This is a genomic window from Vibrio sp. 378 (genome assembly GCF_033339435.1).
The window spans coordinates 328,971-354,767 of the sequence record NZ_JAWOUO010000005.1 but is presented as its reverse complement, the minus strand read 5'-3'; the positions used below and the strand labels follow the sequence as shown (position 1 = coordinate 354,767).

23 protein-coding genes are annotated in these 25,797 nt (G+C 43.2%); 14 read left to right on the top strand and 9 right to left on the bottom strand.

Features of this window, described 5'->3' with window-relative positions; translation table 11 throughout:
* Positions 1-243: 243 nt before the first annotated feature.
* Positions 244-1,407 (bottom strand): hypothetical protein, encoded by a 1,164-nt coding sequence (locus R7Q48_RS12185; RefSeq protein WP_054730028.1) that lies wholly within the window; start codon positions 1,405-1,407, stop codon positions 244-246.
* Between the two features lie 295 nt (positions 1,408-1,702).
* Between R7Q48_RS12185 and R7Q48_RS12180 the strand changes: the two genes are divergently transcribed.
* The 5 genes from R7Q48_RS12180 to R7Q48_RS12160 all read left to right on the top strand — a co-directional run bounded on the left by R7Q48_RS12180 (position 1,703) and on the right by R7Q48_RS12160 (position 7,086).
* Positions 1,703-2,023 carry a hypothetical protein gene (locus R7Q48_RS12180; RefSeq protein ID WP_054730031.1) on the top strand — a complete coding sequence of 107 codons (321 nt, stop codon included), beginning with the start codon at positions 1,703-1,705 and terminating at the stop codon, positions 2,021-2,023.
* A gap of 451 nt (positions 2,024-2,474) precedes the next feature.
* Positions 2,475-2,660 (top strand): hypothetical protein, encoded by a 186-nt coding sequence (locus R7Q48_RS12175; protein WP_054730032.1) that lies wholly within the window; start codon positions 2,475-2,477, stop codon positions 2,658-2,660.
* Between the two features lie 213 nt (positions 2,661-2,873).
* Complete coding sequence (locus R7Q48_RS12170; RefSeq protein ID WP_318132311.1) at positions 2,874-4,397, top strand: Na+/H+ antiporter NhaC family protein; 1,524 nt, start codon at positions 2,874-2,876, stop codon at positions 4,395-4,397.
* A gap of 212 nt (positions 4,398-4,609) precedes the next feature.
* A complete protein-coding gene (locus R7Q48_RS12165; protein ID WP_151514544.1) occupies positions 4,610-6,313 on the top strand; it encodes a chitinase in 1,704 nt (567 codons plus the stop codon).
* 182 nt (positions 6,314-6,495) lie between these two features.
* Positions 6,496-7,086: an acetate uptake transporter gene (locus R7Q48_RS12160; protein ID WP_005381682.1), complete on the top strand. Its 591-nt coding sequence runs from the start codon at positions 6,496-6,498 to the stop codon at positions 7,084-7,086.
* A gap of 100 nt (positions 7,087-7,186) precedes the next feature.
* Here R7Q48_RS12160 and R7Q48_RS12155 read toward each other — a convergent pair whose 3' ends face one another.
* Together R7Q48_RS12155 and R7Q48_RS12150 are read right to left on the bottom strand one after the other, a co-directional pair.
* Positions 7,187-8,734, bottom strand: a complete 1,548-nt coding sequence (locus R7Q48_RS12155; protein ID WP_005381681.1) for an alanine/glycine:cation symporter family protein — start codon at positions 8,732-8,734, stop codon at positions 7,187-7,189.
* 307 nt (positions 8,735-9,041) lie between these two features.
* Entirely contained in the window at positions 9,042-10,298 is a 1,257-nt protein-coding gene (locus R7Q48_RS12150) for a D-amino acid dehydrogenase (protein WP_005383728.1), read from the bottom strand.
* A gap of 106 nt (positions 10,299-10,404) precedes the next feature.
* Here R7Q48_RS12150 and R7Q48_RS12145 point away from each other — a divergent pair, with 106 nt between their 5' ends.
* The 4 genes from R7Q48_RS12145 to R7Q48_RS12130 all read left to right on the top strand — a co-directional run bounded on the left by R7Q48_RS12145 (position 10,405) and on the right by R7Q48_RS12130 (position 15,072).
* Positions 10,405-11,316, top strand: coding sequence for a LysR substrate-binding domain-containing protein (locus tag R7Q48_RS12145; RefSeq protein ID WP_017635708.1), 912 nt, complete (start codon positions 10,405-10,407; stop codon positions 11,314-11,316).
* Positions 11,317-11,433: 117 nt separating this feature from the next.
* Entirely contained in the window at positions 11,434-12,702 is a 1,269-nt protein-coding gene (locus R7Q48_RS12140; RefSeq protein ID WP_225473439.1) for an O-acetylhomoserine aminocarboxypropyltransferase/cysteine synthase family protein, read from the top strand.
* Positions 12,703-12,910: 208 nt separating this feature from the next.
* Positions 12,911-14,242, top strand: a complete 1,332-nt coding sequence (locus R7Q48_RS12135; RefSeq protein ID WP_213968977.1) for an aspartate aminotransferase family protein — start codon at positions 12,911-12,913, stop codon at positions 14,240-14,242.
* Positions 14,233-15,072, top strand: a complete 840-nt coding sequence (locus R7Q48_RS12130; RefSeq protein WP_206975485.1) for a 3-keto-5-aminohexanoate cleavage protein — start codon at positions 14,233-14,235, stop codon at positions 15,070-15,072. The genes R7Q48_RS12135 and R7Q48_RS12130 overlap by 10 nt, the downstream gene beginning before the upstream one ends.
* A 75-nt stretch (positions 15,073-15,147) precedes the next feature.
* Here the strand turns inward: R7Q48_RS12130 and R7Q48_RS12125 are convergent, their stop codons facing one another.
* From R7Q48_RS12125 to R7Q48_RS12110, 4 genes are all read right to left on the bottom strand, one after another.
* Positions 15,148-16,515 (bottom strand): Na+/H+ antiporter NhaC family protein, encoded by a 1,368-nt coding sequence (locus R7Q48_RS12125; RefSeq protein ID WP_167426846.1) that lies wholly within the window; start codon positions 16,513-16,515, stop codon positions 15,148-15,150.
* Positions 16,516-16,695: 180 nt separating this feature from the next.
* Entirely contained in the window at positions 16,696-17,283 is a 588-nt protein-coding gene (locus tag R7Q48_RS12120; RefSeq protein WP_005383738.1) for a DedA family protein, read from the bottom strand.
* 204 nt (positions 17,284-17,487) lie between these two features.
* Positions 17,488-19,023, bottom strand: a complete 1,536-nt coding sequence (locus tag R7Q48_RS12115; protein ID WP_047102129.1) for a bifunctional GNAT family N-acetyltransferase/carbon-nitrogen hydrolase family protein — start codon at positions 19,021-19,023, stop codon at positions 17,488-17,490.
* Positions 19,024-19,143: 120 nt separating this feature from the next.
* Positions 19,144-20,022: a LysR family transcriptional regulator gene (locus R7Q48_RS12110; RefSeq protein ID WP_213967875.1), complete on the bottom strand. Its 879-nt coding sequence runs from the start codon at positions 20,020-20,022 to the stop codon at positions 19,144-19,146.
* Positions 20,023-20,421: 399 nt separating this feature from the next.
* Here R7Q48_RS12110 and R7Q48_RS12105 point away from each other — a divergent pair, with 399 nt between their 5' ends.
* Positions 20,422-20,985: a porin family protein gene (locus R7Q48_RS12105; RefSeq protein WP_005381668.1), complete on the top strand. Its 564-nt coding sequence runs from the start codon at positions 20,422-20,424 to the stop codon at positions 20,983-20,985.
* Between the two features lie 684 nt (positions 20,986-21,669).
* Here the strand turns inward: R7Q48_RS12105 and R7Q48_RS12100 are convergent.
* Both R7Q48_RS12100 and R7Q48_RS12095 read right to left on the bottom strand, forming a co-directional pair.
* A complete protein-coding gene (locus tag R7Q48_RS12100; RefSeq protein ID WP_047102125.1) occupies positions 21,670-22,155 on the bottom strand; it encodes a DUF6795 domain-containing protein in 486 nt (161 codons plus the stop codon).
* 385 nt (positions 22,156-22,540) lie between these two features.
* Complete coding sequence (locus R7Q48_RS12095; protein ID WP_318132310.1) at positions 22,541-22,810, bottom strand: hypothetical protein; 270 nt, start codon at positions 22,808-22,810, stop codon at positions 22,541-22,543.
* 106 nt (positions 22,811-22,916) lie between these two features.
* Here R7Q48_RS12095 and R7Q48_RS12090 point away from each other — a divergent pair, with 106 nt between their 5' ends.
* The 4 genes from R7Q48_RS12090 to R7Q48_RS12075 all read left to right on the top strand — a co-directional run bounded on the left by R7Q48_RS12090 (position 22,917) and on the right by R7Q48_RS12075 (position 25,760).
* Positions 22,917-23,882 carry a hypothetical protein gene (locus R7Q48_RS12090; protein ID WP_318132309.1) on the top strand — a complete coding sequence of 322 codons (966 nt, stop codon included), beginning with the start codon at positions 22,917-22,919 and terminating at the stop codon, positions 23,880-23,882.
* 106 nt (positions 23,883-23,988) lie between these two features.
* Positions 23,989-24,189 (top strand): helix-turn-helix transcriptional regulator, encoded by a 201-nt coding sequence (locus tag R7Q48_RS12085; RefSeq protein ID WP_012842097.1) that lies wholly within the window; start codon positions 23,989-23,991, stop codon positions 24,187-24,189.
* Positions 24,182-24,670 (top strand): helix-turn-helix domain-containing protein, encoded by a 489-nt coding sequence (locus R7Q48_RS12080; protein ID WP_012842096.1) that lies wholly within the window; start codon positions 24,182-24,184, stop codon positions 24,668-24,670. The genes R7Q48_RS12085 and R7Q48_RS12080 overlap by 8 nt, the downstream gene beginning before the upstream one ends.
* A complete protein-coding gene (locus R7Q48_RS12075) occupies positions 24,660-25,760 on the top strand; it encodes a tyrosine-type recombinase/integrase (RefSeq protein ID WP_054700821.1) in 1,101 nt (366 codons plus the stop codon). The genes R7Q48_RS12080 and R7Q48_RS12075 overlap by 11 nt, the downstream gene beginning before the upstream one ends.
* Positions 25,761-25,797 lie beyond the last annotated feature (37 nt).

The window sequence follows — 25,797 nt, the reverse complement described above, 5'->3', positions numbered from 1 at the left end:
ACGCGTTATGAGTTTTGAGAAATGTAGAACCGGCGGAAATCATTGTGGATTTACAGAGGAGATTTGGTTCGTATCATTTGAGGATTAACTAGGTTTTAGATACGGAGTGTTACTTGGTGGTTTTTTGTCTCACGTCGACGTTGAGCTATCTTGACAGTCGATTTGGCAATTAGTTTTGGTTCTGTTTTCAAACGCATGATCTAATATTGCTCTTTCTTGAATGTATTTCTGACTGTATGATTTTTACGAGTTTATGGACTTAAAATATTCCATCTCTATTTGGTCTACTTCTTTTCTTGCTGCCGCAATACTTGCCTTTACGCTTCTCGATAAAACAGCGTTTACATAATACGCTATGTCGATTTCTTCTGTCTTTATCGGATCATTTGCATATATAACGTAGCGCTCATATAGACATTCAAAATTGACCAAAAGATCGTGTTCGACGAAATCTCGAAAACTCTCGAATTCTACCTCCCACTCGCGCCCCTCAATTTCCTTGTATCGATGCTCATTCTTGATACAGTAAAGGCCAATCAATATTGGCAAATAGCGATCGTAACGAGTCACTAATAGTTTTTCTGACGGTGGTATTGGTAGGGATTTATGATCAGGACTAAGACTATCGTTTGCAAGTCCATCACAAGATAAGTGGTGCATATATACGTTAACCAACTCACTGCAATACGCCAATACCTCTGTACGATGGGGCTCACCAAGCTCTTTAATCACATCCCATTTATAGCTTGTATTCAATTCTAAAGAATTGCGACCTTTAATAGGGTAAATATCTATGTAGCGATTCCTTTTAACGGACGTCACTAATGAGGGTTTTTCCCGCTTGATGTCTTTTTTTTTGGTTACTCTGTCGAGCACATGAATATGATATTTTACTATTTCGGCGAGGTCGTTGGTATGCCATAAGTCATTAATACGAAACTCTTCATTCAGCTTTGACGCGCGAAGGCAATTTGGCACTTCATGGCTATTCATCGTTTTGAGGTAATGCTTTACAGTCTCCTTTGCCAATGGATAAGTGACGGCCAGTCGGTACTGTGCTTCAAAACTAAGCTCCTCAAGGTTATTGCTGTCCATGACTTGAATCAGAAAGTCTTTTTCTTCGAGAAATCGTTCAGCCTGATGCACTCCTGAAAACGATCCCGCTAAGCTCTCGAACTCTAGAATTTCTTCATCGTTTTCGACATCAAGCAATGCGTCAATGTAATCTTCGGTGCAGTCCATACCAGCAATCAAGTTATTGATGAAATCAATGCCATCCCACATCAAGTTTCCTTCTTCAATAGCCTTGCGATCCACGATATAACTTAAAATCTCGTGCCGGATAACGGCATCTAACTCTCTAAACCAATTGTTTATCACTGAACCATGCAATTTTTTCTTCGTCATTCTCGACACCTATTAAGGGAAATGTAGGGATATTTAATTATGCCCTTAGAGCGTATATAGCTCGTCTACTTTTATCATGTAGGATAACTATCAAGCTCAATAGAGTGATTTTAATGATAGTTAGGACTATTTTGCACACGTAGTATACCATTTTTGACTGACGCTGTTCTTTTCACTAATGGGAACTATAGGGTCGTGCTTGTGCTTAACTTGCTAATCCATAGTAAACAAAACTCTTATAGTCCGGCGTGTAAATGAACGCTTCATGATTAGGGGTAAAGATGAGGAATGAACCATGACAGATATGATCAACACCGTTATTGACTCGATAAACGATGGAATAGAAAAAGTTTCTAGTCCTAGCGCACGAGCTGGTCACACTACAGAACGTGCAGGACGTATGTTAGAAGAAGGTGTCAGCCCATCCGTAATAGCGCTTCAAATGACGGAAAATAGTCCAAATAAAAAGGTTTACACATCATCAGATGTCATCGCACTAGGTAAAGTATATGAAGATTCAAAAACTAAGGTTGTGCTCACAGCTAAACAAACGCGTGCACTAATTAACGATCAAGGAGGGATCACACCTTGTTCGGCAGATCTTGCCTCGCAATAATATGTTTAAACAGGCTCAACGTAATGAGCCTGTTTAAATTTCTTGTCCGGAAAATTGGCAACTTCTGCTAAGTTTAAGCGGAACAGAATATGTTGTAGATTTTAGAACAAGAGTCAGTGCGACTTAACCTGACTCTAAATTGAGGTAGCGTTACTTAGTAGAGGATTTACTCGGCTTTAGGCCCGGAGTGTTTCCTGGGGTGTTTTTATTGTCCCGTCGACGTTTATCTGGCTTGCCGGTCGACTTGGCTATTGGCTTTGGTCCTGGTTTCAAACCCATGATTTAATCCTTTTTTAATGAGGTTATTCCTCGCTGTATAATCTTTGGGCACTGCGTATAGCTTTCAAGATGTGTATGAAAAATAATCTAAAAACATCCCCAAGATTTCTTGCTGGTAACTCATATTTTGATACGCTATCTAAAATGTACAGCGACAAGTTGGAGGCACAAGATGGATAGAATTACCTCGGGTCCGCGACGGCTTAGTGTTGAAGAGATACAAGAGCTTCGTCGTGATATGCAAGAATCCTCCGCCTGGGCTAAAGCCGAACTAAAGCGTCGACGAGTAGCAAAAAAACAAAAAAATTCTGAGCATGGTATCGATGATGGTATCGACAAGGACCACTTTTCTAACTAGCTGTTATATAGACTTATTTCCTTCTCATTGATATTCGAGTGGGAATAATTTTCCTCTAGACAGTTGAGTTTATAAGAACCAGCCTTCGGGCTGGTTTTTTTGTACTTCAAGTTTGTGAAGAGGTGGCTCAACTTTTTTTTGAGAGATATATACATGCGGTTAAATTAAATATATATTCATTTTAATTGTTTAATTATCATAAATGGTATTGCTATGGAACAGGCTGACGTTACCTCTCTCATTCCCATCCTTATTACTCTTTTCCTCGCGCTGACCACAAGAAATGTCGTTGTTGGTTTATTCGCCGGTGTGGTGAGTGGTGTCGCTATGCTTGAAGGGACATTTGTCGAAAAAGGGCCACTAGACTCGTTTAGTGCATTGATGAAAAGCTATCTACTGCCGCAATTAACTGACAGCTACAATGCGGGCGTCATTTTGCTCTTGGTCTTTATTGGTGGCTTTGTTGCCTTGATGGAGAAATCTGGCGGTGGTGTGGCGTTTGCTAAAAAGGTTACTCAATGGGTTGCGAGTAAATGCCAAGCTCAACTGTCCGCATGGTTCGGTGGTGTGGTTATTTTCTTCTCAGACCTTGGTACACCACTGATTGTTGGCCCTGTTTTTCGCCCTTTATTTGATAAGTTAAAAGTATCACGCCAAAAATTAGCTTTTATTATCGATTCGACTTCCTCTCCCGTCGCAATCTTGCTCCCTTTTATCGGATGGGGCGTTTACATCATGGGATTGATTCAAAAAGAGTTTACTGCCCTGAATGTCAGTATGAGTGATTGGGATGCTTTCATTGGTGCGATCCCGTATCAGTTTTACGCCTTTCTTGCGATCGCGATTGTGCCGATTGTCTCTTTCTTCAAATTAGATTTCGGACCGATGGCGAAGGCTGAACAACTAGCAGAGCAGGGCTCCGACTTTGGGAAAGTGCAGGAGTCTATGAATGTGTTTACGCATAAAAATGCAAAATCTAGTTTTGTATGGGCATCTTTGCTCGTTATGCTGGTGGTTCTATGTACCATCCTCGTGCCACACGGTTTTCCATTTCAAAAAGTGGCAGGATCAACGTTTAGGGCTGCACTTTCTTCTGCATATTTCTTCGCGGCCTTCACTTTAATTGCGCTGATGGCGTTTTATGGCGTAAGAAAGCTTTCGGATGGTATTCAGGTTTATCTGAAAGGGATGTCAAACATGATGTCAGTGGCGGTGATTCTGGTATTGGCTTGGGCGCTTAGCTCGGTTGGGAAAGAATTAGGTGCAGCTGCATACATTGCTGAACAAGCTCAAGCCGGTTTCCCTTACTGGTTATTGCCAGCGGTTGCGTTTTTACTGGCCGGTATTATCTCGTTCGCTACGGGATCATCTTGGGGGACGTTTGCCATCATGATGCCATTAGTGATCCCAACTGCCGTCGCGATTGATGCACCACTGTTGGTTTGTATTGGTGCGGTATTATCTGGTGGCTTGTTTGGCGATCACTGTTCTCCCATCTCTGAAACTACGATTTTGTCGTCGACAGGAGCGGGGTGTGAACAGTATGAGCACTTCCGTACACAATTACCTTACGCATTACTCAATGGAATGATCGCATTGGGGTGTTTTCTTTTAGCTGGAATCAACGCCTCACCAGTGATTGTGCTTGCCGCAATTATTTCTCAGTGTGTGGTTTATTTTGTGCTGTCTAAACAAAAGTCAACCGCGAAGCTAGAGGTGGTTTCGGCAGAACAATAAAGAGAGAAACATCACAAAGCGGAGGCTCACAGGGTCTCCGCTTTTCTTTTGAGTCAAGGTAACATTTTTCTTGTGACAAAATGTGTGTGAGGACCTATTTATTCATTTTGTCTCGCAGAATCAACGTACTTGGCTCGGTGTTTCGTATATATGATCCACTATATGTCTAGTTATTCCTCGTATATTGTATTGTTGAAATCCGGAGACTAGACATGTTTGCACTCAAACATCTTCCTCTTGCATTGAGTTGTGTCTTAGCAGCACAAGTGAATGCGAGTATGAATATTCAGCCCGATCCGCAAAATCCGAATGGTTATGTTATTGCTCGTGGTGACGTTCAAGCCGTAGAGCAAAGCAAAACTTCTGATCCTATGTATGCCATTTGGTCACAAGCATTAGAGACACGCCCGAACTCAGTAGTTGAAGCGATTGTTCCAGGGGCGACAACCAACCCAGAAAACGTGAAGCGTGTAGAGCGTGTATTCCCCGAAAGTGAGTGGGACTTCCTGACTCAAATGGCGGCACCTGAATACACTTACACGCGTTTCCTACGTGCAATTGGTAAGTTCCCTGCATTCTGTGGTGAGTACACAGACGGTCGTGATTCGGATGCAATTTGTAAAAAATCGATCGTGACAGCGTTTGCTCACTTTGCACAAGAAACCGGTGGCCATATTTCGATCGATAACGTATCGGATAATCCGCTAGGGTTGGAAGAGTGGCAGCAAGCTTTGGTTCATGTGCGAGAAATGGGATGGTCTGAAGGGCAAGAAGGTTACACAACAGGTTGTGGTCAAAATGACTGGCAAAACAAACGCTGGCCATGTGAACCTGGACAAGGTTACTTTGGACGTGGTGCAAAACAGCTTTCTTACCATTTTAACTATGGCGCGTTCTCTGAAGTGATGTTTGATGGTGATGCATCTGTATTGCTAAAAAATCCAGGCTTGGTTGCGGATTCGTGGCTGAACTTAGCATCGGCTATCTGGTTCTTCCTAACCCCACAAGCACCGAAACCTGCAATGCTACATGTGATTGACCGTACTTGGGTGCCTTCACAGCGTGAGCTTGATGCTGGCATTGGTTACGGCTTTGGTACCACCATCAACGTGATCAATGGTGGTATTGAGTGTGGTGAGCAAAACAAGGATAAAGGTCAACCTGTTAACCGTATTCGCTATTGGGAAGGACTTGCCGCTCATTATCAAATTCCAATTGAAGCCGATGAGACCAATACCTGTTGGCAGCAGACGCCTTACGGCAGCTTAAATCTAAATGGTGCGACAGACGTGCTTTACACCAACTGGGATGGTAACTGGAAATACTACTCAGATCGTCCTGGAGGTCACTCATTTGAATGTGAGCTTGTTGGTTTCCAAACGGCTTACTCTGCGCTAGTTGCGGGTGATTATGAGAAATGTGTAACTAACTTCTACCAATCTCATGCGGGTTGGCCAGAAGTTCGTGTAGTTGACAAGTTAGACCCAGTGGATCCGGTTGAGCCGCCTGTAGGTGGTGTGGCAGCTTGGGATTCTGGCAAAGTATATAACACGGGTGATCAAGTTTCTTACCAAGGTGCTGTTTACGAAGCGAAATGGTGGTCACAAGGTAATGAGCCAACGAAAGGAGACCCGTGGAAGCTGGTTTCAGGCACTCCTACGGAGCCGCCTACAACGGAACCTGAACCACCGGTGACTGAGCCAGAGCCGCCCGTCACAGAACCTGAGCCGCCAGTAACCGAGCCAGAACCACCAGTGACAGGCAATTTTATTCAGTGGGAGCCGGGTGTAACGCAAGTCGCTAACGGCGATAAAGTGACGTACCAAAACAAATGTTTTGTTGCGAAAAATGGCCCAGGAGTGTGGGAAAGCCCAACGCAAAGCAACTGGTTCTGGGACGAGATTTCTTGTCAGTGATCGAGTAAAAAACAACCTAACCATCTATAAAGACTCTGCTTTTTTGCAGGGTCTTTTTTTATATATGTAGTGGTTTATTTATGGAATCTAAGTTTTCAATAACAGCTTTTCTCTTTTGTTCTGCAGCCCATTAAAATTCGCGCGCATTTTTTATCAACATTTTTGAAAAAAGGTATTTGTACATGTCGACAAAACTGGCTAACCCAGCACCGCTAGGTCTAATGGGTTTCGGTATGACCACTATTCTGCTCAATATTCATAATGCAGGATTTTTCCCAATTGACTCTATGATTCTAGCGATGGGCATCTTTTACGGTGGCCTTAGCCAAGTAATCGTTGGCATCATGTGCTTTAAACGCGGTGATACATTCGGCACAACTGCGTTTACTTCTTACGGTCTATTTTGGCTAACATTGGTTGGTCTAATCGTAATGCCTCACATGGGTCTTCCTGCAAGCCCTGCAAGCTTTATGGGTTGGTACCTAGCGCTTTGGGGCATCTTCACTGGTTTCATGTTCATTGGTTCTCTATGTTACCCAACAGCGAAGCAAGTGGTATTTGGTTCTCTAACTATCCTGTTCTTCTTGCTTGCTGCTCGTGATTTCACTGGTAGCGAAGTGATCGGTGCTATCGCTGGTTTCGAGGGTATCTTCTGTGGCGCAAGTGCAATTTACTTCGCAATGGCACAAGTACTGAACAACGAATTTGGTCGTGAAGTGTTACCTGTAGGTAAAGCAAAAATCGCTCGTAAAGTTGAAGCGGTTATCGCCTAAGCTGCTACTCATAATGAAGAAAGGGGGATTAACCATTGGTTAATCCCCCTTTTTTATGTCCTCAATCGGACCACTGCTTTTTCTTATTTATGTGATAACGCTATGTTGATGGTTGCTCAACAGTTTCTGCGCTATTGCTGTCTGCCGTTGGAGCTTTACCCGTTTTACGTCGGTACTTATCTTCCCAGTAATCTGCGCCTTTAATGCCCAGTGCAACAGGGTTAAATGTAAAATCGGTCACACCACGTTTTTGTTGTTCTTCGTAGTCGTTCAGTGCTTTGAGTGCAGGCTTCGACATAAAGAAAATGATCAAAATACCGATGATGTTTAGCCACGCCATCAGTCCTACACCTACATCACCCATCGCCCATGCTAAGTTGGCGGTTTTCACGGTTCCGTAGAACACGGATGAAATAATGATGACTTTCAGAATAAACATCAGTCCATTTACTTTGAACGTACGACGAATGTAAGCAATGTTCGTTTCTGCAATGTAGTAGTAAGCCAGAATGGTCGTAAACGCGAAGAAGAATAGAGCGATTGCGATGAATGGTTTACCCACGCCAGGTAGTGCGCTTTCGATCGCCATCTGTGTAAACACAGGGCCATTTGCACCAATATCCGCTGGTAGGTTTTGAACCAGGAATGTACCTTCAATCGCACCATTTACGTTGTACGCGCCAGTGATAAGAATCATGAACGCGGTTGCTGAACACACAAGTAGTGTATCGATGTAAATAGAGAAAGATTGAACAAGACCTTGCTGAGCAGGGTGATCAACACTCGCTGCTGCTGCTGCGTGAGGACCAGTACCTTGACCTGCTTCGTTGGAGTAGACACCACGTTTTACACCCCAGCCGATTGCTGCACCAACGCCTGCCATTGGTGTGAACGCGTCACCAATGATCATGCCGAAAATGCGTGGAACCTCACCAATGTTTAGAAGGATGATGACAAACGCAGTAATGATGTAAGCTAACGCCATAAATGGCACAACGACTTGGGTAAAGTTCGCGATACGCTTTACGCCACCAAAAATGATGAAAGCCAAAATGACACAAACAACCGTACCAGTGAAAATTTTAGCAAAACTGAAGGTACCAATAGCGGTTTCAATCATGTCACCTGAGCCAAATGCGGCTTCTACTGCGTTACCGATACTGTTCGATTGAACGCCAGGAAGTAGAACACCACAAGCAAAGATGGTCGCGATAGCAAAGATCCAAGCGTACCATTTTTGTCCCATTGCTTTCTCAATATAGTAAGCAGGGCCACCACGGAACTCGCCTTCGTCTTCTTCTTTATAAATTTGTGCAAGTGTTGATTCTGCGTATGCGGTTGCAGCGCCAAAGAAGGCTACGACCCACATCCAGAATACGGCGCCTGGGCCACCGAAACCGATAGCAGCAGCAACACCAGCAATGTTACCTGTACCTACACGGCCAGACAGTGAAACGGCAAGTGCCTGAAATGATGATATCCCTTTTGTTGAACTCTTCCCTGAAAGTAATAAGCGCCACATCTCAAAGAAGTGACGAATTTGTACAAAACGCGTCATGATTGAATAGAACAAACCTGCGCCAAGGCACAAATAGATCAGTACCGGGCTCCAAATAATTCCATTCAGAAAATCAACTAATGACTGCATGAGTATTTTCCCTGTTAGTTGTGTTTGTGGTTGTTTTTCACACAATACATTACCCTTTATGTAATGCAATTGTTAACTTTTTTAGCTACAAATCCTTTGTAGCGTGATGATGAACACAGAATGGAGAGTAGTTGTTAAAATTTGGTTCTTGTTGCTTATTTGCTCCTTTTAGGTAGAAGATTTGCCTGATGATTAATTATGCAGCACATTGTCATTTAAATGTGCTGCGATTTTGATGAGTTAAAAATGCCAATGGTTATGCATTTTGTGGAGTAAGTGTCTGCCTGTTTTTTGTTCAGTCATGTGCTCAGGCGTAACGACAAAGGTTAAGCTCCGCATTATCCATCACTTTTGCTTTTTCACCTTTCATTACGCTTGCTAGCAATTGACCTGAACCACAAGCCATCGTCCAGCCCAGAGTTCCGTGTCCGGTGTTAGTAAAAAGGTTATCGTATTTAGTCGCGCCGATAATTGGTGTGCCATCAGGCGTCATTGGCCTAAAGCCGCTCCAAAACTCAGCTTGGCTGAAGTCACCACAACGAGGAAAAAGATCACGGATGACCATTTCGATGGTGTTTTTGCGCTTTTGTGGAAGGGAAGCATCAAACCCTGCTAATTCTGCGGTGCCAGCTACGCGAATTCGGTCATCAAATCGAGTCATAGCGACTTTATAGGTTTCATCCATCACAGTAGATCGAGGAGAGAAGTGTTCATCTTCCATCGGGATGGTGAGTGAATAGCCTTTGACAGGGTAGACCGGAATATCAATATCGAGTTGCTTGAGTAGCGCTGTAGAGTAGCTGCCAGAGGCCACCACATATTGGTCTGCTTTAAATTGTCCTCGGTTCGTTTGGACACCTATGATCTTTTTGCCTACTGTAACCCAATTGCTTACTTCAGTATCGAACTCAAACCGGACACCGTGTGCCTTAGCAAGCTCCGTTAGTTGTTGGCAAAATTGATGGCAATCGCCCGTTTCGTCATCAGGTAGATGCAAGCCACCAACCAGTTTGTCTTTCACAAGTGCAAGCCCTGGCTCTTGTTCAATACATTGTTCGACGTCCATTAGCTTAAATCGGGTTCCGCTTTGTTCAAGGAGCTGCATGTCCTTTTCAATGGCTTGCAGCTGTTGATGTGTTCGGAATACTTGCAAGGTCCCAAACTGACGTCCTTGATACTCAATGGCGTGTTCTTGGCGTAACTGTTCTAAGCAAATACGGCTGTGGTTGGCGATCGAAAGCATGCGAGCCTTGTTAACTTGATAGCGAGGTAGGGTGCAGTTCGCGACCATTTTACTTGCCCAGCGGATCATGTCGGCATTCAGAGTGGGTTTGATTTTAAGTGGAGCATGCTCCTCCATTAACCACTTAATGGCTTTAACAGGAACACCAGGCGCAGCCCAAGGCGAAGAATAGCCATATGAGATCTGCCCGGCATTGGCGAAGCTCGTTTCCATGGCACTGCTTGCTTGGCGGTCAATGACGGTAACTTGATAGCCTGCTTGAGATAAATACCAAGCAGAGGTTAAGCCGATAACGCCGCTGCCTAATACGATGACTTCCATTGATGCACTCCACACATTTATCAGAGTGCTCAGTTTCTTTTCTTTACCTTTTGTTAACAATCGATATAAATTACACACAGCGTTTAGAAAAACTATAGGCTCAAGGATGAAAAGTAATCTGATAAGTGGTTTGTGTTTATTTAGCCAAGTCGCGGAGTACAACAGCTTTACTGGTGCTGCAAGACATTTACACCTCACCACTGGTGCCATAAGCCAACAAATTATTCATTTGGAAGCGTTATTAGGTTTTACTTTATTTGAACGCCACTCTCGCGGTATTCGTTTAACCGTAAAAGGCACTCAGTTACACCAAGCGACGCAGTTTCACTTTTCGGAACTGAGCAAATTGCTTGATGAGCTCAAAGTAGAAAAGCAAACCAATGAAATTCGTTTGAAGTTGACGCCTTCTTTTGCTTTCAAATGGTTAGTCCCAAAGCTCGAAAGCTTCCATCATGATAATCCGGATATCCAAGTACAAATCTTTGCGGAAGGTGCGCTGGTAAATAGTGAGATAAAAGACTATGACGTCGCAATTGACTATGGTCTTCATCCTTATAGAAATGCTAACGCGGAGCTGATTTTGGATGAGCATCTGCTACCGGTGATGAGTCCAAAATACCTTGAGGATCATGGCTGGCTAAAAACGTTGTTTGGTGAGCAAAAAAACTCAATGCCAGTGAAGCAATGGCAAGAGGCGACGCTACTACACGATGCGATGCCATGGGAAAAAGCGACGCGTGACTATGAGTGGCTATATTGGGCGTCAGCGATGGGGTTGGATTTTAAAACCGATATCGGACACTTTTTTAATCGAACGGATATGGCGATGTCTGCAGCCGAAGCAGGCGTTGGGATTGCGATGGCACGAATGGCACTGATTGAGGATGAATTGACGACAGAGCGTTTGGTTTCTCCATTCAAACCGATTCCTGCCAATGCAGGGTATTACTTGATCATGAACACACGTACGAATGCGACAGAAACGTTTCGTCACTGGTTACTTGGACAGTTGAATTAGCGTTTTATCTCTGTGATTCATCCCTACGTTATTTGTTGAAAAATTGGGCAATATAAGTTTTAAGCAAGGTAAGTGCTTTGCTTGCCGCTATTTGAGTGATGAAAGACAGGGAAGAACATGAAAGACGAAACGCTATCCATCCATTTTGGTTACGAAACTGACCCTACCACTAAATCTGTCGCGACGCCGATTTATCAAACAGTCGCGTACGAGTTTGACAACGCGCAGCACGGCGCTGATCTGTTTAACTTGGAAGTGCCGGGGAATATCTACACTCGCATCATGAATCCGACTAACGATGTTCTGGAAAAACGCATGGCGGCGTTAGAAGGCGGCATTGCTGGATTGGTCGTGAGTGCGGGGAGTGCAGCGATTAACTATGCAATTCTGACCTTAGCGCAAGCGGGCGATAACATCGTTTCTACGCCGCAACTTTATGGCGGTACTTATACCTTGTTTGCGCACATGCTCCCAAATCAAGGTATTCAGGTGAAGTTTGCTAAAGATGACAAGCCAGAAAGTTTGGCCGAGTTAATTGATGAAAATACCAAAGCGGTGTACTGCGAGAGCATTGGTAACCCTGCGGGTAATATCATTGATTTAGAACGTGTGGCGGAGCTTGCTCACGCACAAGGCGTGCCTGTGATTGTGGATAACACCGTCGCGACACCAGTGCTGTGCAAACCCATCGAGTTCGGTGCGGATATCGTAGTTCACTCTCTCACTAAATACGTTGGTGGGCATGGCACCACATTGGGTGGCGTGATTGTGGATTCCGGTAAATTCCCTTGGGCGCAGCACAAAGGCCGCTTTCCCGTTTTCAACCAACCAGAACCTTCTTACCACGGCGTGGTGTATACCGAAGCGTTTGGTGAGGCGGCATTTATCGGGCGCGCGCGTACCGTACCATTGCGTAATACCGGTTCGGCATTATCACCGATGAATGCATTTATGCTTATGCAAGGGCTAGAAACGTTACCGCTGCGTATGGAACGCCATACTGAGAATGCACTCAAAGTGGCTGAATTCTTGGAACAGCATGACAAAGTCAGTTGGGTAAGTTATGCCGGATTGCCAAGTTCTGAACACTTCCATCTCGCCGAAAAATACATGAAAGGTAAGCCTTCTGCGATTTTGTCGTTTGGTTTAAAAGATGGTTATGACGCTGGTGTGCGTTTTTATGATGCTTTGAAAATCTTTAAGCGTTTGGTGAACATTGGCGATGCAAAATCATTGGCTTGCCATCCTGCATCGACGACTCATCGTCAATTGAGCGAAGCAGAACAAAAACAAGCTGGTGTGTCTCCAGAGATGATTCGTTTATCGGTGGGTATTGAACATATTGACGATATTCTAGCCGATTTAGAACAGGCACTAAACGCGTAAAACGATTCTGTTTTTAGCTTTGGGTTACCCATAGGCCAGCCTTTAAAAAAGCTGGCCTATTTTTATTTTATTGTTTAAATATCAAGGGTTTTGGTGTTTTTGGTTTGTGGTATTCCAAAAGCTCATAGAGGGTGAGATTTATTCTCTTGTCACGTTTGGGTTTGTTCCTGATGATGTGTGCAAGTATTACACATTGGAAGGGACTCAAATGTCTTACGTATTTCACCGTCATTGCCATGCCACGCTACCAATCATCGATAGAGGTGAAGGTGTTTATCTATTCGATAAGCATGGAAAGCAGTATCTCGATGCTTGTGGTGGTGCTGCGGTATCAAACCTTGGCCACAGTCATCACGCCGTTAAAAAAGCCATGTTGGAACAGATCGAGCGAGTGCCATTTGCTCATACTGGATTTTTTACTAGTGACAGCAGTGAGCGACTAGCGGAATTGATTTGTCAGCAAATGCCTAGGCAGTTCAACCATGTGTATTTAGTCAGTGGCGGATCAGAAGCGGTGGAGTCGGCACTAAAAATGGCGCGGCAGTATTTTGTAGAATCAGGTAAGCCAGAGAAGAAGCAATTCATCGCGCGTCAGCAAAGTTATCACGGTAATACGTTGGGAGCTCTGGCGGTCGGTGGTAATGAATGGCGACGTGAACCGTTCAAACCCATCTTGCATCCGAGTCATCACATTGCCCCTTGCTATGCTTATCGTTATCAGCAGAGTCATGAGTCGGAATTGGATTACTCATTGCGAGCGGCGAATGAACTAGAGGCAAAAATTCTTGAGCTGGGGGCTGAGAATGTCATGGCTTTTGTCGCCGAGCCTATTGTGGGAGCCACCGCTGGAGCTGTGCCTGCGACTCAAGGTTACTTCAAACGTATTCGCGAAATATGCGACCAATACGATGTGTTATTGATCTTGGATGAAGTCATGTGTGGCGTTGGGCGAAGTGGCAGTTTTTTTGCGTTTGAGCAAGAAGAGGCAGAGCCCGATCTGGTTTGTATGGCTAAAGGGCTTGGTGCGGGTTATCAACCTATTGGCGCGGTGGTTGCGAATGATCGAGTCTATCAAGCTATTGCTGATGGAAGCGGTTTTTTCCAACATGGTCATACTTTTATGGCGCACCCTGTGGCGTGCGCTGCTGCCGTGGCAACCATTCAAACCATCTTCCAAGATGATTTATTAACGGCGGTTAATCGGCAAAGTGCTTTGCTGCGTAATGAGCTTACTTCTGCATTGGCCCATTTACCGTACATTGGCGACATTCGTGGTAAAGGCTTGTTTGTTGGCATTGAGCTGGTGGCGGATAAAGAAAGCAAGGCGCCTCTGAGTAAAGCCACATTGGCAGACAAACGCATCAAACAGCGAGCAATGGAAAATGGCTTAATGTGCTACCCAATGGGCGGAACGATTGATGGCGTTAATGGACACCATATTTTGCTCGCACCGCCATTCATTATTCAGTCTCATCATATTGATGAACTAGTCGGTAAACTCTCACTGACGTTAAAAGAGGTGGCGGAGACATGGAAGTAGCAAACCAATATTTGCGAGAACCTATCGCCATTATCGTGGCCCCAAACGGTGCTAGAAAAACTAAGTACGATCACGCCAACTTACCCATGACAAAAGACGAACTGGTTGCAGAGGCTATCGCTTGTCAAACGGCAGGGGCTGCCATGATCCATTTGCATGCTAGAGACGCCAACGGATGTCATTCATTAGACATCGACGACAACATGGCAATTTACCATGCCGTGAAAGAAGCGGTGGGAGAAACCTTGATGGTTCAGCTCACCACAGAAGCGGTGGGTTTATATTCTCCGCCACAACAGAGGGCGTTAGTCAAAGCTGTGAAACCTGAAGCGGCTTCTTTCGCATTGAGGGAGTTAATCCCCGATCGCGCAAGTGAGAAAGAAGGGCATGTCTTTTTCCATTGGTTGGCAGAGCACAACATCGTGAGCCAAATTATTCTCTACGATACAACCGACATTGAACGTTATTTCCAACTACGCGATGCGGGCGTGTTACCTAAAACGTATCAGCATGCATTAGTGGTGTTAGGGCGTTATCACCAAACTCAACAGTCTTCGCCATGGGATTTACGAGGTTTGAATTTGGCGCGTTTTGACGAGGAAGAAATTCGATGTGCCATTTGTGCTTTTGGTGCGCGAGAGCAAGACTGTTTAGCGAGTGCGATGTTACTTGGATTCGATGTGAGAGTGGGGTTTGAGAATAACCACTTCGATGTGGCAGGCGAATTAGCAATCAGTAACGCGGCTCAGGTGGAAGCTCTACGCGATGTGGCGCATTGCTTCGCGATTCCTTTACACAGTGCGCAAAGTTTGCGTTCAGTTTTAAAGTGAATCTGTTTGAAGCAAGGAAAATAAAGAAGAACGGAAAGCAAAAAGGCTCCATCGGAGCCTTTTTGGTATTTGTCGTTAGTTTTCGGTTTGCACTGCAGGTTGGCGTGCTGGGTGTTTGATAAACACCGCCACAATGGCTGCAATTGCCAGCGCGAAACAGTAGTAAGAGTTGGCAACCACTTCTAATGGAGAAAGGTTAAATACTGAGCCTAGCAACAATACTTGCGCGCCGTAAGGCAAAATGCCTTGTACCACGCACGAGAAAATATCCAACAAGCTTGCTGAGCGACGAGGAGAGACATTGTTCTCTTCCGCCAACTGACGCGCCACGCTACCCGATACGATGATGGCGACCGTATTATTTGCCGTGCAACCATTCACCATAGAAACCAAGCCCGCGATACCTAGCTCACTTGCGCGGCTGTTCGCGTGTTTTGAATGGCTAGAGCCAAACGCGTGGATAAGGCTACTAACGAAATTTGTTAGAAAAGCAAGACCACCTTGGCGACGCATCAGTTCACTCAAGCCACCAATCAGCATGGATAACAAGAAGATCTCTTGCATGTTACCAAAGCCTTTGTATACGTCTTGGGCTAGATTAGTTAGTCCGTAATTGTCAATCGATGCCAAGCTCACGCCGCCAGCCAAAAGAATGCCAATCGACAGAACCACAAACACATTCACACCAGATACCGCTAGGATCAAAATAGTGATGTACGGCAAGACTTTTAGCCACTCAATATCGCCAGTTGCAGGCACTTGAGTCGCAGTACTGTTGAAAGCGAACACTGCAATCGCGATCAACGCCGCAGGTAAAGCAATACGAATGTTCTCTTTAAACTTGTCTTTCATCTCACAACCTTGAGAGCGTGTCGCCGCGATGGTGGTGTCAGAGATGATAGAAAGGTTATCACCAAACATAGCGCCGCTCAGTACAACGCCTGCGGTTAACGGTAAGCTCATTCCTGCTGATTCAGCAATACCCAACGCTACGGGGGCAACGGCTGCGATGGTACCCATCGAAGTCCCCATTGCTGTTGCGATAAAAGCAGAAATCAGAAAAATGCCCGGTAAAATCATGCTGGTTGGAATAGCGGATAAACCAAGGTTCACTGTTGCATCAACACCGCCAGAGGCTTTTGCTACCGCAGCAAAGGCACCTGCAAGCAGATAGATCATACACATTGCGATGATGTCTGGGTGGCCAACACCACGCATGAAGTGTTCGATTGAGCGGTTAAGTTTCTCTTTACTTAAAAGAAACGCAATGATGATGGCTGGTAACACCGCGATGGGTGCAGGCAGCTGGTAGAAGGCAAATTCCACGCCTTGCAAAGATAAGTAAGTGCCTACGCCAATAAATAGCGCAAGGAATACAATTAATGGGATCAGTGCGACCGCAGACGGTGCAACTGTTTTAGTAGTTTGTTGGGAACCGGACATGTAAACGACAATGTTAATGATAAGAGAGAAGAGCAGACTAATATCACACTTCTACATTGTCAACGTCTAGACGTCTAAATGGCTGTTTAAATTTTACACGTAAAGAAAAAGATAAAAGCTCGTGTTGCGTATCTCACTGATACCACGAGCTTTAGTTATGCGTTAATGAAGAGACTGTTGTTATTGCATTGATTTGGCTTTTTTGCGTTTAACAATACCTAAAACCATCCACGTAAATAAGACAGCAGCAAATGCCCATACCAGATATTTGTATTCGGTGTACAGGTTGCTCAACACGCTTAAATGCTCAAATGCAAAGTGAGTTAACAAGCTGAATACCAATACCCAAACCGTCGCCGCGAGGGCGTTACCGAGCAAAAACTCTCTACGTGGCATTTTCGCGATACCGCATGCAAGAGGCATAAATTGCTTCATTCCTTCAATAAAGCGGCTGACGACCAAGCACGTAGGGCCGTATTTCTGGATAGTCAATTGAAGCGTTTGCATCTTCGGGCCGGAAATGTAGCCTTTTTTATCTAACCACCCCTCAAAGTAATAACCGATTAAGTAGCCACAGGTATTACCAAAAAAGCAGCTCAGCCACGATACCATCATTACCATACTTAGGTTCATGACTTGTTCTGACGAGAGCAAAGATGCCGCGATCATCAGTGATTGACCAGGCATCGGGATACCTATCCCTTCTAGAAATATACTGACAATCAGCGCAACGTAGCCGTATTGCTCCAGCAAAGGCTTCATTGACATGAGAAGTTCGTTAATATGTTCCAAAAGCTTTCCCCTAATAAAAGCGGAACGAAGTTGGAGTGATACTCCGAATGTCCTATTGGGTCAATTCTTGTTTCTCACCGTTGAGAAAAACTGACATGCCTCTGATAATTGCGCAGAATCAACCTGCAGCTGGCTTTACTCGCCGCCACGCTCTTTGGTAGCGGCGAACTAGGGAGATCCTTATGACTCTTTGGCTTTGGTGAATGCGCCATACAAATCAAGGCGGCGATGACGTAAGTTGGTGACAGAGCCTTCGGTATTAAGCTGTTTCAACTTAGTCAAATCAACATCAGCGAAGATTATCATTTCGGTGTTGGCGCTTGCTTCTGTCAAGGTCGCATCGTGTGGGAAATAGATATCCGACGGTGAGAATACGGCAGATTGTGCGTACTGGATATCGACATTATCAACACGAGGTAAGTTGCCGACACTGCCCCCAATTGCAACGTAGCATTCGTTTTCGATGGCTCGTGATTGGGAACAGATTCGTACTCGTTGGTAGCCATTTTTTGTGTCTGTCCAGAAAGGAACGAACACAATTTGTGCGCCTTGCTCGGCGAGCATTCTTCCCAACTCTGGGAACTCGCTGTCATAACAAATCAGTATGCCGACTTTGCCTGCATCGGTTTCGAACACTTGAACATTGTCACCACCGTCGATCACCCAGTCTTTTTGCTCATGGGGCGTGATGTGGATCTTATATTGAGCGTTTATTTCACCATCTCGTTGCAGCAAGTAGGCCACATTATACAACTTGCCATCCTCGATGACGGGCATACTGCCAGCAATAATGTTGATGTTGTAGGTGACTGCCATTTGCGAGAAGCGGTTTTTGATCTCTTCTGTAAAGCTAGCCAAAAAGCGAATTGCTTCGACGGAATTTTGGTCGTTTTGCAATCCCATCAGCGGCGCGTTAAAGAATTCAGGGAATAGGGCGAAATCGGCTTTGTAGTTCGCAAGAGAAGAAATGAAGAACTCAGCCTGATCGAGCAAGTCCTCTAAGTCATTCATGGCGCGCATTTGCCACTGCACAACACCAATACGAATCAGCGTTTTTTCTACATCATGGACGGATTGAATATCCTCTTCGTAGAAAAAGTTATCCCACTCCAGTAGAGTTGCGTAGCCTTTAGAAGCACTATCCTCTGGCAAGTAACCACGCATAATACGCTTTACATCGAAGTCATTTGCAAGCTGAAAAGACAAAATAGGATCGTGAAGCTCACGGCGTTTTATCTTGTCGATGTATTCAGCCACGCTCAATTCGTCAGCATATTTGTGGTAATTCGGGATGCGGCCACCGGCTAAAATTGCTTTGAAGTTCTTACTCCGGCAAAGCTCTTTACGCGCATCATACAAACGTCGACCTAAACGTAGCCCTCGATAGTCCGGGTGGACAAATACATCGAGACCATACATTGCATCACCGGTTACTTGATTCTGTATGACGTTGTTTTCGGTAATGATGTCGGTATATAGATGAGGAAGAGAAAAGCGGTTGTAGTCCACTTTAATGGTCAATGCTGCACCGACTATTTTGCCGTTATCTTCAATACATATTTGGCCATCAGGAAACTGATGAATGAGATCCATAATAGTCAGCCGTGGCCATGAGCCGCCAACATCAGGAAACACTAAGTCCATTAGTTCTGCAAGCTCAGGGTAATCCGTTGGCTCAATGGTACGTAATGAGAGTTTGGGCGAATTGCTGTCCATATCTTTCAATCCATTTATCCTTTTGAAACAGTGTTAATGAGAATGCCACAATTTGGAGCAGACAGATACTGAAGTCTTTGAGTTGTTTTGGTTTACCAAAAGCATTTCAAGAAAACAATATTAGCTTAGTTTGCTCTTCAACCATTCGTAAAACGCCGCCACTTTCTTAGCCGATAGGCGATAATTCGGGATCATCACGTAATAACCATAACCACTCTGTAAAGTTAGGTTGAGAATATGTTGGATATCCCCTCTTAAAATAGAATTCTGCGCCATAAAATCAGGAAGTAAGGCGAGTCCTTTTCCCATTTTGACGGCTTCGTAAGCTAGGTAAAAATGTTCAAAGCCTACAGAGTGATAGGTAACGGTTGATTCTACTGCATGTGCCGCCTTAAATTGCTCCCACAACTGAGGACGAGTGATTTGAGGTATCAGCGGATAGTCGCTAACAGCGTGCACATTCTTGAGTGCAGGAGCGTTAGTACCGACCAATAGTAGTATTTCTTCGCATAGTAAGTGGCTGTATTCATAATGCGTGGATAATGGAAGGCAGCGAATATGTAAGTCACTTTCGTTGCTCGAATCTTTGACGTTCCCATCCCCAGTACAGACTCTTACTCGGATGTTAGGATGTTGCTGGTGGAAGTCATCAATATTAGGTATCAACCAAAGACTGGCAAAAGAAGGGGTTACGTCCACGGTGAGTAATTCTTGCTTTGAATCTGACTGGATTAAGTTGGCAGTTGCATGCTGAATAAGCTCCAAAGCTTCTGTGACTTGCGGCAGATAACGCTTGCCTTCTTCGGTTAACTCAATACCACTCGCCCCTCTTTGTATTAAAGGTAAACCCACCAATTGCTCCAGCGATGCGATTTGTTTGCTTACTGCGCTTTGCGTAATACATAGGGCATCCGCTGCTTTAGAGAAACTGAGGTAATTAGAGACCGCGACAAACGTCCTTAATGCTCGAATAGAAGGGTATTCACTGCCTTTTAACATACTTCAGTTCCATTAAACTCTGCTTAGGCAAAGAGTAGAATATTCACGGCTTGAAGCAAAGTAAGATGCAACGTATGTGTGATTAGCTTCCTTTCTTATAAAAACTAGCTAAGCATTTTTTTGACTGATTAATCTACAAGAGTATTTTAGATGTTTATTTAATTTCTTTGAAAAATCTACAAATTAACAAGAATCTTTTTCACATCAGCGATTAACCTCAATTTAGTATTGTTTATATAAAGTAAACAGACAGCTCTTTTTTTCTATTTTTGTTCGGCGATCTTTAGAGTATTGTCAGTATTCTATAAAATTAAATATATTTTTCATTAATTTAAAGTTGGCATTGCATTTGCTCTTTACTATTCGAACCTTCAATGGAACTTATATTAGGAGAACGAAATGAAAAGCAATGTTGTTACTTTGATTAGCCTTTTTTCTTTAGCAACGTTTAGTACTTTATCACATGCTGCGGACTCCAACGATCATGGTGTATATGTTGGCGCCAACTACGGTTACTTAAAAGTTGATGGACAAGATGACTTTGATGATGACAGCGATGTTATTCAAGGTTTAGTTGGTTACCGTTTTAATCCTTACTTAGCGTTGGAAGGTGGTTACATTGATTTCGGTAGCTATGGTAATAACCTAGCAAATGCCGAAACGGACGGCTATACAGCAGCTCTAAAAGTTACCGCTCCCATTGCTGATCGTGTCGACCTTTACGCAAAAGGCGGTCAAATGTGGTACTCGACGGATTACAACGTTGCTGGCTTCCAAGGCAACAAAGATGATGAAGGTGTATTCGCTGGTGCCGGTGTTGGTTTTAAAGTTACTGATAACTTCTTAGTTAACGCAGAATATATGTGGTACGACGTAGAACTCAATGCGGAGAATGTCGCAAACGGTGCAAACACGGAAACAGACTTTAACCAAGCATCACTAGGTGTAGAGTATCGCTTCTAATATAGTTAGCCGTGCTGAACTCAATAAAAGTGCGAAGCAAAATAGCTTCGCACTTTTATTATTTATGATTCAAATAATTTAAGACCGATGAAGCGTATATATAAAACGATGGCTAATTTATTTTGTTGTTACTCCAGGGTATTTAATACGTTACTAGCATGACTGTCTAGCCTTTTACTAACCTTGAAAAACAAAGATTTATTGCTCTAAAAGTAATATTAGATAGGTTAACTTCCTCATTGCCTGACATTACATTCATGTGGCTTATAATACCGCGAACGTGTTCGTTACATTCATTTTTTAGCTCTGAAATTAGCTAATTGAACCCAAGCAGTAAGGCCTACAGTTGCTATTTGTTGTATTATATGACCCAGACCTGAAATTCTTAGTAAGGTCAAAATTGAAGAGACTATTTTACTTACCCAACCATCAGTCATCCGAGCATTATATCTATTGTTGAAGTCAAGAAATACGTTGCGTTCTAGGTAAGCTTGAGATTTGGGTTGTAGTGCCGACCACTCATTACTTGTAGCGGTATTGACATAACCCGGAACAGATTTTTTTCCTAGTCCATGAGCGCAGAAGTAGATGCCAGAACTTCCATCTAGCCGATACTCAATACCACCGTGAGTAAATGGCCAAAGAGGAGACATAGGAACTGGAGTTGCATCATGAGTGCATTATTTAATTTCCATACAAGTCAGAGTCTATATAACCAAATAAGTTACATTGACTGTTCACGTAGTAGTCATCGTTTTCTTCATCATCAATTGAAAAAGCAAAGTACTTAAGAGGGTTCTCAGTGTCACAAGAAAGGTTAGCCATGTTATTTTTTACGTAATCCTCTATTTTATAACCATCAAAGCTTCCTTCCCAAATAATAGTACTTTCATCATTACTGAGTTCTGCGACTAAAACAATAGTTACATAGTGCTCAATAAGAGGAGTGCTTATGATGTTTTTATTTTCATAGACTGGAGAAAATTCAAAGCGACCAGTACTGTCTGTGAATGTTGATAAGTCTATTGATTTCCCTGAGGTGCTTAAACCAATACTAAGGCTAACCTTCAGGCTACTAAGTGGTTTTCCTTTCTTTGTTAACACACCATTGATTTTCGGTGTGTATTGATTAACGTGTTCGTCATTCAATTTACTTTCTTCAAAATTCATTACAATGCTCACTAATATGACGGTAATAATTCCAGCAATTTAATTTTTCACAACAATACTTTCATTTTGAAATTTAAAAATCTATATATGTTGTGTTTCTATTCAATATCTAAGGTTAATTTTGTAATTAGAGTTACATTATTTTTTGTAACTACTATTTGTAGTCATTACATCGATAGAGTTGTAATGAAACAAGCGAGTAGGGACTAACAATGAATGCATCAATCAATTCATCGAGGGAGATGAGTATAGGCTTTAGACTTAGATCTAGTTATCTCTTAGAAAGGATAGGTAAGCAGAAAACTTTTAAGTTGCAGGGCTTTTAGTACCATGCTCTCTGCCTTTTTGATTAGTACTTATGAACTTCTTGTTTACTGATTAATACTCAACGAGTTTGTAAACCTACATGGGCCAAAGGTATGCGGTAATCTATGTAGTAAGATTTCAGAAAGCATGAATGTTTGAAAAAAGAGACTATTTTAGTTGATACAAAAAAGGCCACCCGAAGGTGGCCTTTTCCAAACGTTTGGTGGGCTGGCGTAATTTGAATCTGCATCTTTAGTATCTGATTTTTAATGGTATTGGTTGGTTTGATTTTTGTTGGTGTACCTTGTGGTGTACCCATTTCTTGACCATCCCCTAAAAATTGTTTCAATTTCCGTATATTTCCTCCTATTTACGTTAGTTCTACTTAGCATAAGACAATGTTGTATCATCCATCCCTTTATGTAGGGGCTATGCAAGGTCGAAACAAGCGTCAAATGAGCAAGTTATTAAATCTAAGAGAACTCTTCACACTAGAAGAGTCAGCAAAATTCGTAACAGATTTGCTAGGGGAGTCTGTTGTCTTGACGGATATATGTCAGTTAGCTCTAGATGGGCATTTAACTATATCGGTTCGATTGATAAACCAAGCTTATGCCCTCGCGGGGCGATGTACTCTTATGGGCAATGAGCGAAGTTCTGATATCTCATCTAAAACTGATACAAGTAAATGGATAGCTTTTGATGAGAAGGTTCAGGTCATTGGTGGTGTTTGGGATTTGCCCATGATAGGCATGGAGTCATCATCTGTTTTGAAGCAATTCCAAAACTCCTCAAGTCAACCTGCATTTGACGGAGGGGACACCAATGGGGTCTTTTTAGCTCAAGGTGATCAAGTATATAAGCTTCAAACAGTGTTAAAACCACTTCCCGGCGATAAGAAGAAACATTCTTTCTTAGCTATGATATTTCCGCCCTTGTGCTACGAAGGTATTACTCTCATGGATCTAATCTTTAGTAGAGATCATGAGATAAAAGAAATGATTTGTAAGGCTGAGAAAGCTGAGTCAGCGGCAGCACTGGAAAGGTTTAAAAGTCAGCCAAGTCTTGATTATGTTTTTGAGGATAGCCATGAGCTTGGTGAGTATGAGCATCAACTGGTTATCAAAAAAACTGAGCTTTTGAGGTTTGTTGAATCACAAAGTGAAGAGGGTTTAGGGAAACAAACAGAAGACAAGTCAAAGAAGCCTAAAGTGGAAAAAACACTTCACTCGAGAGAGCGTAATACATTGCTTGTTCTCATCGGGGCACTTTGTAAGCAGTTGAAAATTGATCCCGGAGCTCGAGGAGTTACTTCGTCTGTGAAACTTATGACAGAACAGATAGGTGCCCCTGTTTCTGATGACTCTATTCGTAACATATTGAACCAAGTAGATGAAGCGATAGAAAAAAGACAAAAATGACCTAATGAGCATACTCTAATTAGGAATTTTGTTTTCCGAATTCGGATTTACCAAGCTTCATTTCAATAACCTCTCGGCTGTCCTATGAACAACCAAGAGGTTTTTTATGTCTCATAAAATCATTCGTTTACCTGAAGTTATCGATATGACAGGTCTATCTCGCAGTACTATCTATTTGCGCATGTCTCAGGGAAGTTTTCCGCTATCTATTTCACTAGGAGAACGTGCAGTTGGATGGCTAAAAGTCGATATTGAAAAATGGCTCGATGCTTGCGTTTCTGCATCTAAGGCGGTTGATAATGACTAAACGAAATTCACCTAATTGCATAAAAAGCAATCGCAACTATACCGTTATTGATATCAGTGAAACGTTAGGGGTTCACCCTAAAACAGTGCGTAATTGGATTCGTGTTGGTTTACCTGTAGTCGATAAAAAACGCCCACTATTAATAAATGGTGCCGATTTGAAGGTTCACTTTAAACAAAAGCGCAAAGCAATTATGTTCGACTGCGAAGAGCATGAGATGTGCTGTTTTCGATGTAAACAACCAATGAAACCAAGCATTGAGTCAGTGTTTTTCATTGCTAAACCCGCAGGAATGGCTCACATGACAGGCTTGTGTGAAGAGTGTGGATGTCGAATGAACAAGTATGTTTCGTGGCGAAAAGTGAATGATATTTGGCTCGAACTTGAGGGTAAATTACCGATAGCTGAAAAACACTTAATCCTAAGAGGACAAAACCTCTTAAATTGTCCTTTCAATGGAGTTTTTAGTGATGAAAAGTAATAGTACAAATAATGCACGAATTATCTATGAATTTACCAAGTATTTAAAGGAAGCTAAGCGCTTAGATGACTCAACTATTGATGGCGTTCTTAAGTCAGTTAATCGCTTTGAGGAATATACTGGTTATGTTGATTTTAAGAAGTTTAGGGCGAAGCACGCTATTGGGTTTAAGAAGCACCTTCTCAGCAAAAAGTCCATTTCTACAGGTGAGACATTAAGTAAAGCAACTGTGCTGACAGCAACTCGTCACTTGAAGTCGTTCTTCCAATATCTGGTTACGCAAAAAGGGTATAGATCAAAAATCAATTACAGTGATATTGAATATTTCAACTTATCGGAAAAAGATACGCGTATCGCTAACGCAAAGCGTAAGAGAAATGTGGCCACGATAGAACAGATCAAGCAAACCTTGGAGCTTATGCCTTGCTCGACGGTCATTGAAATGCGTGATAGAGCTTTAATGGCATTCGTTATCTTAACAGGAGCAAGGGACGGAGCGGTTGCTTCAGCAAAGATAAAACATATTGACCTTGTTGAACAAAGCTTTTATCAGGACGCAAGGGATGTGAATACAAAGTTCAGCAAAACATTCACAACATACTTTTTTCCTGTCGGCGAGCTGCCACTAAAGATTTTGAGTGAATGGATTGATTATTTGGTTCAGGAGCTAGGTTTCAAGCAAAACTCGCCGTTGTTTCCTAAAACTAAGTTGGCACATAACGCTAACCAGCAGTTTGAGGTTATTGGTTTACTTGAAGAGCATTGGAGCAACGCGAACCCAATCCGCAAATCTTTTGCACAAGCCTTTGAAGCTGCTGGGTTGCCTTACTTTAATCCTCACAGTTTCCGGAACACTTTGGTGCGATTGGGCGAGCGGCTTTGCCGAACACCTGAAGAGTTCAAGGCATGGAGCCAAAACTTAGGGCATGAAAGTGTGCTGACTAGTTTTTACAGCTATGGTGATGTGCCTGATTACAAGCAAGCAGAGTTATTGCGAAAGCTAGCTAAGCCAGCTGAAAACACTGCTCCAGATATGGAAGAGCAGTTCAAGCAATTTATGCAGTTTCAACAAATGATGGGAAACAAGTAATACCCATCAAATTGTTCTGACCAAGCTGGTATCAAAA

Bases quoted from the DNA above. Each gene is read 5' to 3' on its own strand.
- R7Q48_RS12140 (WP_225473439.1), top strand. From the start codon at position 11,434: ATGAAAGACGAAACGCTATCCATCCATTTTGGTTACGAAACTGACCCT.
- R7Q48_RS12145 (WP_017635708.1), top strand. From the start codon at position 10,405: ATGAAAAGTAATCTGATAAGTGGTTTGTGTTTATTTAGCCAAGTCGCG.
- R7Q48_RS12155 (WP_005381681.1), bottom strand. From the start codon at position 8,734: ATGCAGTCATTAGTTGATTTTCTGAATGGAATTATTTGGAGCCCGGTA.
- R7Q48_RS12150 (WP_005383728.1), bottom strand. From the start codon at position 10,298: ATGGAAGTCATCGTATTAGGCAGCGGCGTTATCGGCTTAACCTCTGCT.
- R7Q48_RS12120 (WP_005383738.1), bottom strand. From the start codon at position 17,283: ATGTCAATGAAGCCTTTGCTGGAGCAATACGGCTACGTTGCGCTGATT.
- R7Q48_RS12135 (WP_213968977.1), top strand. From the start codon at position 12,911: ATGTCTTACGTATTTCACCGTCATTGCCATGCCACGCTACCAATCATC.
- R7Q48_RS12100 (WP_047102125.1), bottom strand. From the start codon at position 22,155: ATGAATTTTGAAGAAAGTAAATTGAATGACGAACACGTTAATCAATAC.
- R7Q48_RS12185 (WP_054730028.1), bottom strand. From the start codon at position 1,407: ATGACGAAGAAAAAATTGCATGGTTCAGTGATAAACAATTGGTTTAGA.
- R7Q48_RS12170 (WP_318132311.1), top strand. From the start codon at position 2,874: ATGGAACAGGCTGACGTTACCTCTCTCATTCCCATCCTTATTACTCTT.
- R7Q48_RS12180 (WP_054730031.1), top strand. From the start codon at position 1,703: ATGACAGATATGATCAACACCGTTATTGACTCGATAAACGATGGAATA.
- R7Q48_RS12130 (WP_206975485.1), top strand. From the start codon at position 14,233: ATGGAAGTAGCAAACCAATATTTGCGAGAACCTATCGCCATTATCGTG.
- R7Q48_RS12075 (WP_054700821.1), top strand. From the start codon at position 24,660: ATGAAAAGTAATAGTACAAATAATGCACGAATTATCTATGAATTTACC.
- R7Q48_RS12175 (WP_054730032.1), top strand. From the start codon at position 2,475: ATGGATAGAATTACCTCGGGTCCGCGACGGCTTAGTGTTGAAGAGATA.
- R7Q48_RS12115 (WP_047102129.1), bottom strand. From the start codon at position 19,023: ATGGACAGCAATTCGCCCAAACTCTCATTACGTACCATTGAGCCAACG.
- R7Q48_RS12125 (WP_167426846.1), bottom strand. From the start codon at position 16,515: ATGTCCGGTTCCCAACAAACTACTAAAACAGTTGCACCGTCTGCGGTC.
- R7Q48_RS12080 (WP_012842096.1), top strand. From the start codon at position 24,182: ATGACTAAACGAAATTCACCTAATTGCATAAAAAGCAATCGCAACTAT.
- R7Q48_RS12165 (WP_151514544.1), top strand. From the start codon at position 4,610: ATGTTTGCACTCAAACATCTTCCTCTTGCATTGAGTTGTGTCTTAGCA.
- R7Q48_RS12090 (WP_318132309.1), top strand. From the start codon at position 22,917: ATGAGCAAGTTATTAAATCTAAGAGAACTCTTCACACTAGAAGAGTCA.
- R7Q48_RS12105 (WP_005381668.1), top strand. From the start codon at position 20,422: ATGAAAAGCAATGTTGTTACTTTGATTAGCCTTTTTTCTTTAGCAACG.
- R7Q48_RS12160 (WP_005381682.1), top strand. From the start codon at position 6,496: ATGTCGACAAAACTGGCTAACCCAGCACCGCTAGGTCTAATGGGTTTC.
- R7Q48_RS12110 (WP_213967875.1), bottom strand. From the start codon at position 20,022: ATGTTAAAAGGCAGTGAATACCCTTCTATTCGAGCATTAAGGACGTTT.
- R7Q48_RS12085 (WP_012842097.1), top strand. From the start codon at position 23,989: ATGTCTCATAAAATCATTCGTTTACCTGAAGTTATCGATATGACAGGT.